The organism is Acuticoccus sp. I52.16.1, from assembly GCF_022865125.1.
GTDB lineage: Bacteria > Pseudomonadota > Alphaproteobacteria > Rhizobiales > Amorphaceae > Acuticoccus.
In genome coordinates this window covers 1,074,855-1,086,958 of the sequence record NZ_CP094828.1, presented here as the reverse complement: position 1 = coordinate 1,086,958, position 12,104 = coordinate 1,074,855, and the positions used below count along the sequence as shown (strand labels likewise).

At 72.3% G+C, this 12,104-nt stretch carries 10 protein-coding genes; 7 read left to right on the top strand and 3 right to left on the bottom strand.

The genetic code is table 11. The annotated features are described in order from the left end of the window. Nucleotides 1-9 precede the first annotated feature (9 nt). The 3 genes from MRB58_RS04850 to MRB58_RS04840 all read right to left on the bottom strand — a co-directional run bounded on the left by MRB58_RS04850 (nucleotide 10) and on the right by MRB58_RS04840 (nucleotide 4,969). Nucleotides 10-2,793 carry a DUF4159 domain-containing protein gene (locus tag MRB58_RS04850; RefSeq protein WP_244780607.1) on the bottom strand — a complete coding sequence of 928 codons (2,784 nt, stop codon included), beginning with the start codon at nucleotides 2,791-2,793 and terminating at the stop codon, nucleotides 10-12. A gap of 251 nt (nucleotides 2,794-3,044) precedes the next feature. Further along, nucleotides 3,045-3,959, bottom strand: coding sequence for a DUF58 domain-containing protein (locus tag MRB58_RS04845; protein ID WP_244780606.1), 915 nt, complete (start codon nucleotides 3,957-3,959; stop codon nucleotides 3,045-3,047). Beyond that, the gene (locus tag MRB58_RS04840; RefSeq protein ID WP_244780605.1) at nucleotides 3,959-4,969 is read right to left on the bottom strand and encodes a MoxR family ATPase; all 1,011 of its coding nucleotides are present in this window, start codon (nucleotides 4,967-4,969) and stop codon (nucleotides 3,959-3,961) included. Before MRB58_RS04840 ends, MRB58_RS04845 begins: the two co-directional genes overlap by 1 nt. 170 nt (nucleotides 4,970-5,139) lie before the next feature. Here MRB58_RS04840 and MRB58_RS04835 point away from each other — a divergent pair, with 170 nt between their 5' ends. The 7 genes from MRB58_RS04835 to MRB58_RS04805 all read left to right on the top strand — a co-directional run bounded on the left by MRB58_RS04835 (nucleotide 5,140) and on the right by MRB58_RS04805 (nucleotide 12,040). After that, complete coding sequence (locus MRB58_RS04835) at nucleotides 5,140-5,814, top strand: DUF1285 domain-containing protein (RefSeq protein WP_371747232.1); 675 nt, start codon at nucleotides 5,140-5,142, stop codon at nucleotides 5,812-5,814. Nucleotides 5,815-5,950: 136 nt separating this feature from the next. Further along, entirely contained in the window at nucleotides 5,951-6,688 is a 738-nt protein-coding gene (locus tag MRB58_RS04830) for a CoA pyrophosphatase (RefSeq protein ID WP_244780604.1), read from the top strand. Beyond that, nucleotides 6,685-6,954 (top strand): DUF6111 family protein, encoded by a 270-nt coding sequence (locus tag MRB58_RS04825; protein WP_244780603.1) that lies wholly within the window; start codon nucleotides 6,685-6,687, stop codon nucleotides 6,952-6,954. The genes MRB58_RS04830 and MRB58_RS04825 overlap by 4 nt, the downstream gene beginning before the upstream one ends. A 57-nt stretch (nucleotides 6,955-7,011) precedes the next feature. Beyond that, nucleotides 7,012-8,256 (top strand): CCA tRNA nucleotidyltransferase, encoded by a 1,245-nt coding sequence (locus MRB58_RS04820; protein ID WP_244780602.1) that lies wholly within the window; start codon nucleotides 7,012-7,014, stop codon nucleotides 8,254-8,256. 139 nt (nucleotides 8,257-8,395) lie between these two features. Then, on the top strand, nucleotides 8,396-9,055 hold the full coding sequence (locus MRB58_RS04815; RefSeq protein WP_244780601.1) for an N-acetyltransferase: 660 nt from the start codon (nucleotides 8,396-8,398) through the stop codon (nucleotides 9,053-9,055). 99 nt (nucleotides 9,056-9,154) lie between these two features. Continuing rightward, nucleotides 9,155-10,162 carry a zinc metalloprotease HtpX gene (gene htpX, locus MRB58_RS04810; protein ID WP_244780600.1) on the top strand — a complete coding sequence of 336 codons (1,008 nt, stop codon included), beginning with the start codon at nucleotides 9,155-9,157 and terminating at the stop codon, nucleotides 10,160-10,162. A 552-nt stretch (nucleotides 10,163-10,714) separates the two neighbouring features. Beyond that, the gene (locus MRB58_RS04805) at nucleotides 10,715-12,040 is read left to right on the top strand and encodes an RsmB/NOP family class I SAM-dependent RNA methyltransferase (RefSeq protein WP_244780599.1); all 1,326 of its coding nucleotides are present in this window, start codon (nucleotides 10,715-10,717) and stop codon (nucleotides 12,038-12,040) included. Nucleotides 12,041-12,104: the final 64 nt, after the last annotated feature.

Below are 12,104 nucleotides of genomic sequence, written 5' to 3'. Positions count from 1 at the left end.
ACCCGTCGTCTACTGGCCCAGCCGCTCGAGCAGCGCCGGGATGTGGACTTGGTCGGCCTTGTAGTTCCCCGTCATCGTGTAGATCGCGATGTTGATGCCGGCGCGGTAGGCCAGCTCGCGCTGGTAGGGGTCGGCCGGCGAGGTCGGCAGCAGGAAGCTGCCTTGATCGTTGACGGCCCACGCGCCGGCGAGGTCGTTGGCGGTGATGAGGATCGGCGAGACGCCGTCGCCCGCCCGCGCCGGACGGTCCTGGCTGGGGCTGGTCAGGCTGGTCTCGACCCACAGCGGCGACCCGGTCCAGCGGCCGGGGAACCCATCCAGCAGGTAGAAGGTCTTGGTCAGGACGTGGTCCTCGGGGACCGGCTCCAGCGGCGGGATGTCCAGCCCGTCGAGGATGCGGCGCAGCGCCATCGTCGCCGGAGAGGCGCCCGACAGCGTGACCGCGCCGGACTGGTCCCGCGTGTCGAACAGGATGGTGCCGCCGTTCTTCATGTAGGCGTCGACCCGGGCGATCGCGGCGTCGGACGGGCGGTCGGCCTCGGGCGTTATCGGCCAGTAGATCAGCGGGAAGAAGGCCAGCTCGTCGCTCTCGATGTTGACGGCCATCGGCTCGGCCGGCTCCACCGCGGTGCGCGACGTGAGCGCCTGGCTGAGGCCGGTGAGGCCGGCCTCGGAGACGCGGTCGACGTCGGCATTGCCGGTGGACACGTAGGCGAGGCGCGTCTGCAGCGAGGCGCGCATGGCGAAGTCGAGGTCGACGGGGTTGCCGGCCGGGCGGGTGGTCGCGGCGTCCGCCGCCGGGCCGGTCTGCGCCTCGGCCTGCGGGGCGGCGGCGACGGCGAGGCCGAGCGCGAGCGCTGCGACCGAGGCCACCGTGCGGCGCCGCAAGCTGCCCATGAGCAACAGGATCGCCAGCGCATCGAGAACGAAGAGAGCGGCGGCCAACGTCATGAGCGGACCTTTCAACTCGGTCGGACCCTCGGTTGTATAGCTCGAAATCGTCGCGCCGACGAACGCATCCCGGTTAAGCGAGGCGAGTATCTCACCGTCTTCCAGAAGGTTCACCGCTCGGAATGCACCATCCGCGCCATAAAGGCCCGGCGGCGTGCGTGGCCCGAGCGTCACCTCGCCCGACACCGGCTGCACGTTGGGTCCCGGCGCGATGAGGCGGCCGGTGCCGTCCAGCACGCGGTAGGGCGGCAGCGACGGGCCGTCTTCGCCCGCCGATTCGCTGCCCGCGGTGGAGAGTTCCACGACCGCGCGCAGCATCTCCACGAAGCTGCCCGAGAGCGGCAGTGTCGACCATCCGGTGTCGGCCGTGACGTGGAAGAAGACGACCCAGCCGGCGCCGACATTGCGGCCGGTGACGAAGGGCGTCCCGTCCGCGAGGGTCGCCCAGGTGCGCTCGGTCAGGGCGATCGACGGTTCGGCGAGGAGCTGGCGCGTCACCGTCACGTCGCCCGGCACGGCGAGGCTGGCGAACGGGCCGTTCTGCGAAAAGTCGCTGAGCGGCTGCGGGTCGCTCCACGAGAGGGTGCCGCCCAAGGTGCGCGCGCCGGAGCGCAGCGGCACGGGGAAGAGGTCGTCCGTGCCGTCCGAGGTGCGCGGGCCGGCGAAGCGCAGGAGCACGCCGCCGGAATTGATCCAGCGGGCGAGGGCGTCCTGCGTCGCCGGCAGCAAGGTGCCGACGTCGGCGAGGACGATGACGGAGGTGCCCGCGTCGATCAGCTCGGTGATCGCGGTGGGGAGGTCCTGGGCCGAGGGCTCGCGCAGGTCGGCCGAGGGGCCGAGCGCGGCCCGCAGGTAGTGCAGCGGGGAGAGCAGCGGCTGCTCCTGCTCGAGCGATCCGCCGGAGATGAGGCCGACCGTGCGCCGGCGAAAGCGCTCGTCCAGGAGCCGGACGGCCGCGGCGGTCCGCTCGCCCGCCACGGTGACGCGCAGCGCGTCGTTGCGAAGCTCGGTGGGAAGCTCCAGCTCGGCGACGGCGGCGGTGCTCCCGGTGCGGAAGGTGGCGCTGCCCTCGGCGAGGACGAAGCCCTTGGGGTCGACCGCACGCACTGTGCGGGGGAGCTGGCCGGGGTCGGCGTCCGCGGTCAGGGTGACGCTCATGCCCTCGGCGCTGGGGCTGACGTCGGCGATGCCGATGATCTCGCCGGCCTCGGGCAGGAAGAGACGGACCGGGCCGTCGGTCGCGCCGTCCAGCGCGTCCCAGAAGGCGCCGTCGTCCTCCGAGCCGAGGCCGTCGGCGAGCCAGGCGGCGCTGCCGGCCCGCACCTCGGCGAGGCGTGTCGCGAGGGCGGCGCGGGCGGCGTGCCAGGGCTGGGGCTCCAGCGAACGCAACAGGTCGCGCGCTTCGCCGGGGCTACGGCCGGTGAGGGGGGCGGCGGCATCGGCGGTGCCGGCGAGGATAACGGCGCGGTCGGCCGCCTCCGCCTCGTCGATCAGGCGGGCGGCGGTATCGGTCCGGTGGCTCCAGTCGGCGGCGGCGCCGAAGGTGTTGTCGACGAGGATGAGGGCCGGGCCGTCGCCGGCGGCGGGCGCGGCGTCCGGCCGCAGGATCGGCTGCGCGAGGGCGATGATGACACAGGCCGCCAGCGCCAGCCGCAGCGCCATCAGCCACCAGGGCGTGCGCGAGGGCGTCTCCTCGCGCTTGGCGAGGCTCATCAGAAGGCGCGTCGGCGCAAACGTGATGTCGCGCGGCCTGGGGGGCGTCGATCGCATCAGCCACCACAGGACCGGCAGGAGGAGCAGCGCCCACAGCACCAGCGGCGCGCCGAATCCCAATGCGGTCATCGTTCGTCTCCTGTCGTCCGCCCCGACGTCGCGGTCGGACGGATCATACTCGCACAAGCCTCGCCGGGGCTGCGGCGATCATCCGCAGCGGCGTCGGCGCCCGTGCGTCGCATCGTGTGCCCCGGTCGCGCCGCACGCCGAAGGCTGCGCGGCGGGCGCGGCGCGGCACGGCACGCCGGGGAAACTGCAAGGCCCCGCCGCCACGGGCGGGGCATACGGGGTCGCGGCGCGCGATGGCCCGGGACCGGCCATCAGGCCACCTTGTCGAGGTGGCCGGAGAGACCGCCGCTCAGCGCCAGCAGCGCCGGCGCGGCGGGGCGGTCGGTATGGTGGACGATGAGCGCCGTCCCCAGGCGCCGTGCCGCGAGCGCCAGCGCCTCCTTCTGCGCCGCCAGAGCGTCGACGTAGCCGGTGCGCCAAGCCTCCGCCTTGCCGACGAGGAAGGCGACGCCCGACTCCGGGTCGACGAAGCGGTTGCGCCCGCCGAAGGGGAAGCGCTCCTCGACCGGGTCCAGAACCTGGACGAGGTGGGTGCGCGCCCCGCTGGCGGCGAGTGCGTGGAAGGTCTCGGCGTAGCTCTCGATCGGATCGAGGAAATCGCCGATCAGAACGACATCGCAATGGCGCCGCAGGTTGGGCGTGCGGGGGAGTGTGCGCGGGTCGTCGGCCGTCTCGGCGAGGGCCTCGGCGATGCGGTCGGCGGCGTTGCGCCGCGCCGTCGGCGGCGGGCCGTCGAGCAGGCCGATCCGCTCGCCGCCGCGGCCCAGCAGGTCCGCCAGCGCCAGCAGGAGCACCACGCCGCGCTCCTCCTTGGAGGCGGCGGCGAGGCGCGAGCGGGCTCGCATCGAGGCCGTGCGGTCGACCCACAGGAGGACGGTGTGCGCCGCCTCCCATTCGCGCTCGCGTACCAGAAGGACGTCGTCGCGGGCGGAGCGGCGCCAGTCGATCCGGCGGGCCGGCTCGCCGAAGTCGAACGGGCGGAACTGCCAGAAGGTCTCGCCGGTGCCGGCGCGGCGGCGGCCGTGCCACCCGGCCGCGACGGCGCCGGCCACGCGCTTGGCCTCGACCAGAAGGTCGGGGAGGTTGGCCGCGGCCGCCTTGGCGGCGATCATCGTCTCGGCGGCGGCGGTGTCCTCGTCGTGATCGGCGCGGAAGCGCTCGAACATCAGAGCTGCCCGCAGAGCTCGGCGATCACGCCCTTGACCGTCTTGCCGTCGGCCCGCGCGGTGTAGCTGAGCGCCATGCGGTGCTGGAGGACCGGCTCGGCCAGCGCGAGGACGTCGTCCTTGGAGGGGGCGAGGCGGCCTTGCAGCAGCGCCCGCGCCCGCGTCGCCAGCATCAGCGACTGCGACGCGCGCGGCCCCGGCCCCCAGGCGACGATCCCCGCGACGGCCTCGTTCTCCTCCGGACGGGCCGAGCGCACGAGATCGAGGATCGCCTCGACGATGCTCTCGCCCACCGGCATGCGGCGCACGAGCTTCTGGATCTCCATCAACTCGTCGCGCGACAGCACCGGCGAAGGGTGCACTTCCGGCTGGACGGTGGTCTCGAGCAGGATGCGCCGCTCGGCCGCACGGTCCGGATAGACGACGTCCACCTGCATGATGAACCGGTCGAGCTGGGCTTCGGGCAGCGGGTAGGTGCCCTCCTGCTCCAGCGGGTTCTGCGTGGCGAGGACGTGGAACGGGGTGGGCAGATCGTGCGCCTCGCCGGCGACGGTGACGAAGCCCTCCTGCATCGCCTGCAGCAGGGCCGACTGCGTGCGCGGCGAGGCACGGTTGATTTCGTCCGCCATCAGGAGCTGGGCGAAGACCGGGCCCTTGATGAAGCGGAAGGCACGCTCGCCGCTGGCCGACTGCTCCAGCACCTCGGCGCCCAGGATGTCCGACGGCATCAGGTCCGGGGTGAACTGGATGCGGTTCTCGGACAGGCCCAGCACGGTGCCCAGCGTCGCCACGAGGCGCGTCTTGGCGAGGCCGGGGACGCCCACGAGCAGCGCATGGCCGCCGCACAGGACGGCGATCAGCGACCGCTCGACCACGTCACCCTGGCCGAAGATGATCCGCTCGATCTCGGTTTTGGCGGAGCCGAGGCGCTGAACGGCGGCCTCGATAGCCTTCACTTCGTCGAAGTCATCCTCGCGCTCGAGGACATTGTCCATGCTCATAACGCTCATCACCCTTCGTGCGCCGCGTATGGTCGGCGACCCGACGGCGCCAGTAAATGCAACTCGCGGGCCGCCGTCGCCTAACCATTTGTCCATGGTTTGGCAGCCGAGGCAGTGTGCCTTAGATCCCTTGCGAGGCTCGCCCATCCGCGGCGCGCTTGCAACGGGAGGTTCGGCTCGTGGATCCCACCGCACGACATGACGGCTCCGCATATCGCGAAGGTCCCGCCGAGGGTACCCCGCCCGGCGAGCCCGCGCCGCGCGGCGACCCCGCCCGCGCTCCCGCCGACCCGGCGGCCGGCACCGGCGGCCCGCTGGCGGCGCTGATCGCCCGCGCCTCGGAACTGGGCGGCGGGGCGGCCCCGGTGCACAAGTGGAACCCCGAACACTGCGGGCCGATCCCCATGCGCATCGCCGCCGACGGCACGTGGTTCTACAACGGTACCCCGATCCTGCGCGACCGCCTCGTGCGGCTCTTCGCCTCGATCCTGCGGCGCGAGGCGGACGGCGAGTTCGTCCTCGTCACGCCGATCGAGAAGGTGGGCATCGAGGTCGAGGACGCGCCCTTCCAGGCGGTGGAGCTGGTGGTCGAGGGGGAGGGCGAGGACGCCGGCCTCACCGTGCGCACCAACATGGGCGACGTGGTGACGGTCGGGCGCGAGCACCCCTTGCGCGTGCGCCTCGACCCCCGCAACGACGGCTTCATCCCCTACGTGCGGGTGCGCGGCGCGCTGGATGCGCGCTTCACCCGCCCCGCCGCGATGGAGCTGGCCGAGCTGGCGACCGCGCGCGACGACGGGTCGCTTGTGGTATGGAGCGGAGGGATCACCTTTCCCCTGGGTGATCGGCACTGAGGACGACGGCCGCCGCGTCCCCGTCATCGCACGCCGCCCCGCGCGGCATCACCCCGCACCGCCCGCACCCGCGGCGTGCACACGGCGGCCCCGGCGCAGACGGGGCGCCAGAGGACCGAGCGAGAATGACAGCGAGATGACTGAGCGAGCCACAGGCGGGCGGCCCGTCGACGAGATCGGCACATCGGACGCGCCGCAGCGCGCGAGCCACCCCGGCCTCGTCGTCGAGCCGACCGACCCCGACCATCCCGCCGTCGCGGCGTTGCTCGCCGAGGCGCGCACCCTCTACCCGGTCGACGAGCATCTGGCGCCGGGCCTGCCCATTTCGGGCGACCATATCCTCAACCCGGACTGGCACGGTGACGTCGCCCCGCCGCCGCCGCGCGAAGCCGCTGTCCTCATCGCCCTCGGCACCAGCCCGTCGGGCGAGCTGGGCGTCGTGCTCACCGAGCGGGCCGGCCACCTCGCGGCCCACGCCGGCCAGGTGGCGTTGCCGGGGGGCAAGCTGGAGCCGGGCGAGACCCCGGCCATGGCCGCCCTGCGCGAGGCGGAGGAGGAGGTCGCGCTGCCGCCTGCCGCGGTGCGCCCGCTCGGCCTCGTCGAGCCCTATCTGACCCGCACCGGCTTCATGGTGGTCCCGGTGCTGGCGCTCCTGACCGAGCGTGTCGTCCTGCGCCCGCATCCGGGCGAAGTATCGGACATCTTCCTCGCGCCGTGGGTGCGGGTGATGGACGCCGCCTTCCGCAGCGAGGAAGTCTACACTCTGGAGGGCCGGTCGCGGCGGTTCTATCAGACCATGGTCGGCGAGCGCTGCGTCTGGGGCGTCACGGCAGGGATCTTCAAAGTGGTGAGCGAGCGTTTGTACCGACCATGATTCGCGTCGTCATCACCCAGCTGATCCTCTTCGCCGCCCCCTTCATCTTCTACTTCGCCTACCGCCTCGCCACCACGGGAGCCACCGGCGCCGCGATCCGCGATCTCAACAAGGCTTTGTTTTCGTTAATCATCGTGGGCGGCTGTCTGGTAATTGCAGGCTTTGTTTATTTCGCGCTCGTTGGTAGACATACTGAAGGGCGATACATTCCCGCTCAATATATCGACGGTAAGCTGATCCCTGGTCACTATGAGGCTGATCCGTAGAGCCACCGCTGGAGGAGGGCCCGAGGTGCGAGGCGATGCGGGGCGCGTGGGATCGGCATGACAGGCAGCAGCGCACCGGCCGGCACCTTCCAGCTGCGGGCCTATTGGCTGTCCGCCCCCAGCCTCGCCGCCGTGTTCGACGCGCTCGAGCCGGTCGCCCCCGTCCGCGTGGTCGGCGGAGCGGTGCGCAACGCGCTGATGGGCGAGCCGATCAGCGACGTGGACCTCGCCACCGAGGCCGTGCCCGAGGCCGTCGCCAAGGCGGCGCATGCGGCCGGGCTTCGCGTGCACGAGACCGGCATCGAGCACGGAACCCTGACCCTCGTCAGCCAGAAGGTCGCCTACGAGGTGACCACGCTGCGCGAGGACGTCACCACCGACGGGCGCCGCGCCACGGTGAGCTTCACGCGCGACTGGGCGCGGGACGCCGCGCGGCGCGACTTCACCATGAACGCCCTCTACGTCGACCGCTTCGGCGACGGGATCGACTTCACCGGCGGCTACGCGGACTGCCTCGCCCGGCGCGTGCGCTTCATCGGCGACGCCGATCAGCGCATCCTCGAGGATCACCTGCGGATCCTGCGGTTCTTTCGCTTCAACGCCGCCTACGGCAACGGAGCGATGGACAAGGTCGGCCTCGACGCTTCGCGCCGGCACAAGGCCCGCATCGGCGCGCTGGCGGTGGAGCGGATCTGCCACGAGCTGATGCGGACCGTGGTCGCTCCCAACGCGGCCGCGGTGCTGCGCCTGGTCGGCGAGGAGGACTTCCTCCCCGGTCTCCTCCCCGGCCCGTACGAGATCGACACCTTCACCGCGCTCGTCGCCCTGGAGCGGCGCATCGGCCGGCAGCCGACACCGCCGTTGGCGATCGCCGCGCTGCTGGGGTTCGACCGCGAGGCGTTCGAGGTCGCGGCGACGGCGCTGCGCTTCTCGCGCCGCGACCGTGCGCGCGCGCTGGACGCCATCGCCGCCGCCCGCTTCATGCCGCCCCACTCGCTGCCCCAGATCCACGCCTCGCTCTACGAGCACGGCGCGGAGGCCTTCGTCGACGGGCTGCTGGTGGGCGCGGCCTGCGGGGCCGATCTCGTCGACCTGCCGCGCCTCGTCGAGGTGGCGCGGCAATGGCGGCGCCCGCGCCTGCCGGTCAGCGGCAACGACCTCCTGGAGCAGGGCGGCGAGGCGGGCCCCGAACTGGGCGAGCGGCTGAAGCACCTCGAGGGCGTGTGGCGACAGTCCGACTTTTCCCTCGACAAGATGCACCTCCTCGCGATCGACCGCCGCTCGCGCAGCGGCAAGGAATGACGGACCCGCGGCGCGCCGGGGCGGTGTGGCGCCACGGGCCCTCGGCATGGGTGCCATGGGCGCGCGGCTGTGCTAGCCAGCGTGGCGATCGCGCCGACGCGCGATACCGCCGCACAGACCTGAAGGCCACGGAACGCCCATGACCATCGACATGTCCGCCATCCCCGCCGAATGCATCTTCAAGCAGGGGGAAGACTGGATGCTGGTGGCGCCGATCCCCGATTTCATCGCCGCCGAAGTGGCCGCCTACTCCGCCGCGCAGCGCGCGACGATGAAGCACATCGTCGGCCCGGAGGCGGTGCGCCGCGAGGTCGTCGGCAACCGCATGCGCCAGGACCGGCTGTGCGCGGCGATCGTCAACGGCGAGATCGCCGGCTGCATCTCCTACCGAATGGACGGCGAGGGCAGCGTCTGGCCCGATGCCAAGCGCTTCCGCGCCCACTTCGGCCCCGTTTCCGGCACGGTGCGCTACCTCCTCGCCGAGGCGACGCTGCGCCGCGGCCAGCCGGAGGAGCTGTACCTCGAGGGCTTCAAAGTGGACCCCGCCGCACGTGGCCGCGGGATCGGCACCAACCTCCTGCACTGGCTGGGAGCGGAGGTCGTGCGCCGCGGCAAGTCGCGCTGGCGCACCGAAGCGTCGGTGACGGCGGCGCCGGCGATGCGCGTCTACCAGGGCGTCGGCGCCAAGCCGACGAAGACGGTCAACCTCGGCCCCATCGGCCGGATCGCCGACCGGCCAAAGTTCACCGTGCTCGTCTGGGAACCGCCGGTGGACGAGGCGTCCAGGCGCAACGGCTGACCGGCCGCCTTTCGTCCCGCGCCACGCCCGGCGTTGAACCGGGAACCCCGAGCACTGATATCCTGTTGGTTCGCGACAGATTGAGGGCGGTCCAACACGATGAACATGATCCGCACGGCGATGCTTCTCGCCGCGATGACGGCGATCTTCATGGGCGTCGGCTACCTGATCGGCGGTCCGCAGGGCATGATGATCGCGTTCGGCGTCGCCGTCGCCACCAACCTCTTCGCCTATTGGAATTCGGACAAGATGGTCCTGCGCATGCACCATGCGCGGGAGGTCGACGCACGCTCGGCGCCGGACTACTACGGCCTGGTGCAGGAGCTGGCGGCCAAGGCGAACCTGCCGATGCCGAAGGTCTACATCCTCGAGGAGGACCAGCCGAACGCGTTCGCCACCGGCCGCAACCCGGACAATGCCGCCGTCGCCGCCACGCGGGGGCTGTTGTCGATGATGAGCCGCGAGGAAGTCGCCGGGGTGATGGCGCACGAGCTGGCCCATATCCAGCACCGTGACACGCTGACGATGACGATCACCGCGACGCTCGCCGGCGCGATCTCGATGCTCGCCAACTTCGCCTTCCTGTTCGGCCGGCGTGACAGTCCGCTCGGGTTCGTGGGCGTGCTCGTGACGATGATCGTGGCGCCGATGGCGGCGATGATGGTGCAGATGGCGATCAGCCGCACGCGCGAATACTCGGCCGACCGACGTGGGGCGGAGATCTGCGGCAACCCGGTCTGGCTCGCCTCGGCGCTGCAGCGGCTGGAGCAGGGGCGGCGCATCCCCAACGAGGAGGCCGAGGCGGTGCCGGCGACGGCGCACATGTTCATCATCAATCCGCTGTCGGGCGCGCGGATGGACAATCTCTTCTCCACGCATCCGAACACCGCCAACCGCGTCGCCGCGCTCCAGGAGCTGGCCGCCGAGATGGGCGCCGGCCCGGCGCGGATGGGCGCCGCCGCCCGTCCGGCGATGCCCCCCGGTGGCGCCCCGCGCGGCCCGTGGGGCGGCGGCCGTGGCGGCCCATCCCCACGTTCGCGCCGCGGCGGCAAATGGAATACCGGCGGCGAGCGCCGCGAGAGGGACCGCTCCGGCCCCTGGGGCTGAGCCGCCCAACGGCCCCGCGCACCATCCGCTGAGTAGGCCGGCGCACCGCATCGCCCCCCGGCGCCTGTGGCGCTCGCCCAAGGCTTGCGGTGGCCGCACTGCATCGCCGGTCGGCCAGCCGGTCGCTCCACGATATCGTCGCCGCCCCGCATTGGGAGGCACGGACACATCAATACCCTCAAGCGCGTCGCACGATGAGAACTCGTCGCCGAGAGCGGCGTCTGCCCGATCGATCCGTTCCGTGCCCCAAGCGACACCGTCCCGAGACCGACGTTGCGGACGGAGGGGGGGGCGTGGGATCGGCTTCGCACTCGGGTGTCGGCGATAGCGGGCGCGAGGGCGGCGAACGATGCGGCTGGAAACGCTCCGGTTTGCGGGCTCTGCGATGCTCTCACCCGGCGCCCGGCGGCCCGGCACGCCGCGCACCACCGCTGGGCGCGGTCGCCCGAGCGCGCCCGAGAAACGCACCGGATCCATGTGGAAGGGCGGATCTTCCGGCGGCGATACCATGGTGGGGTTGACGCGGGGTGTCTCCCTCACGGCTATAGCCGCATGGCCCAGCAGAACACCCATCGCCGGGGGCGCGCCCGCCCGCCGAAGACGGCCGGCACGGATCCCCGCGCCATCGCCACCACCATAGTCGACGCCGTGTGCGAAGCCCACGCCCCGCTCGCCGTCGCGCTCGAGGCCGCGGCGCCGGCGGCCGGCCGCCTGGAGCCGCGCGACGCCGCACTCGCGCGCGCCATCGCCCGCGTCACCGTGCGCCGGCGCGGCGACATCGACTGGTGTCTCGGCCAACTCATGAACAAGAAGCTGCCGCGCAAGGCGACCGAGGTGCGCTCGGTGCTGCGCATGTCGGCCGCGCAACTCCTCTTCATGCGTCAGGCGGACCATGCCGCGGTCAACACCGCCGTCGCACTGCTCAAGGCGACGTCCGGCGGGGCGGGCTTCGCCGGCCTGACCAACGCTGTTCTGCGGCGTCTCATCCGCGAGCGCGACACCTTGCTGGAGCGCCTGCCGCTGGAGGCCAACACCCCCGCCTGGCTGTGGCAGCGATGGACGCGTGCCTGGGGGGAGGACACCGCCGGCGCCATCGCCGCGATCCACCGCGAGGAACCGACGCTCGACCTCGCCTTCGCCGGTCCGGACGTGCCGCGCCCGGCCGGCGCAGTGGCGCTCCCGACGGGTGGCGCCCGCCTCCCGGTGTCGGACGTGACCGCGATCGACGGCTACGGCGAAGGCGGCTGGTGGGTGCAGGACGCCGCCGCGCAACTCCCGGCGTTGGCGCTGGGCAATGTCGCGGGCAAGCGCGTGCTCGACATGTGCGCCGCCCCTGGTGGCAAGACCATGCAGCTGGCCGCCGCCGGCGCTATGGTCACCGCGTTGGAGATCGACATGGCACGCGCCGAGCGGCTGCGTGAAAACCTCGCGCGCACGCGTCTCGGCGAGCGTGTGGAGGTCGTCGTCGCCGACGCGATGGATGCCGAAGGCGAGTTCGACGCCGTGCTTCTCGACGCGCCGTGCTCGGCGACCGGGACGATGCGGCGCCAGCCCGACGTCGCCTTCGCCAAGACCGAGAAGGACATCGCGTCGCTCGCCGCGCTGCAGGGGGACCTCCTGCGCCGCGCCGCGACCTGCGTCGTCCCCGGCGGCACGCTCGTCTATGCCACCTGCTCGATCGAGCCGGAGGAGGGCGAACGGCAGGCGGCCTGGGCCGTGAAGGCGATCCCGGAACTCGCCTTGAGACCGCTGACCGAGGGCCCGGCCGCCGCGTTCGTCACCCCCCAGGGGATCATGCGAACGTTGCCCTCCATGTCGATCGGCGAGGAGCGCGGCATGGACGGTTTCTTCGCAGCCCGGTTCGAACGTGCCGGATAGCTCTTCCTGACGATGACCAGACAACGGATCACCGGTGCTCCGCCGCTCCAGGACGAACACCGGC

Excerpts from the sequence above, each read along its gene's own strand:
- MRB58_RS04820 (WP_244780602.1), top strand. The coding sequence starts at position 7,012 with ATGACAGGCAGCAGCGCACCGGCCGGCACCTTCCAGCTGCGGGCCTAT.
- MRB58_RS04825 (WP_244780603.1), top strand. The coding sequence starts at position 6,685 with ATGATTCGCGTCGTCATCACCCAGCTGATCCTCTTCGCCGCCCCCTTC.
- MRB58_RS04805 (WP_244780599.1), top strand. The coding sequence starts at position 10,715 with ATGGCCCAGCAGAACACCCATCGCCGGGGGCGCGCCCGCCCGCCGAAG.
- htpX (WP_244780600.1), top strand. The coding sequence starts at position 9,155 with ATGAACATGATCCGCACGGCGATGCTTCTCGCCGCGATGACGGCGATC.
- MRB58_RS04830 (WP_244780604.1), top strand. The coding sequence starts at position 5,951 with ATGACTGAGCGAGCCACAGGCGGGCGGCCCGTCGACGAGATCGGCACA.
- MRB58_RS04845 (WP_244780606.1), bottom strand. The coding sequence starts at position 3,959 with ATGTTCGAGCGCTTCCGCGCCGATCACGACGAGGACACCGCCGCCGCC.
- MRB58_RS04850 (WP_244780607.1), bottom strand. The coding sequence starts at position 2,793 with ATGACCGCATTGGGATTCGGCGCGCCGCTGGTGCTGTGGGCGCTGCTC.
- MRB58_RS04815 (WP_244780601.1), top strand. The coding sequence starts at position 8,396 with ATGACCATCGACATGTCCGCCATCCCCGCCGAATGCATCTTCAAGCAG.
- MRB58_RS04840 (WP_244780605.1), bottom strand. The coding sequence starts at position 4,969 with ATGAGCGTTATGAGCATGGACAATGTCCTCGAGCGCGAGGATGACTTC.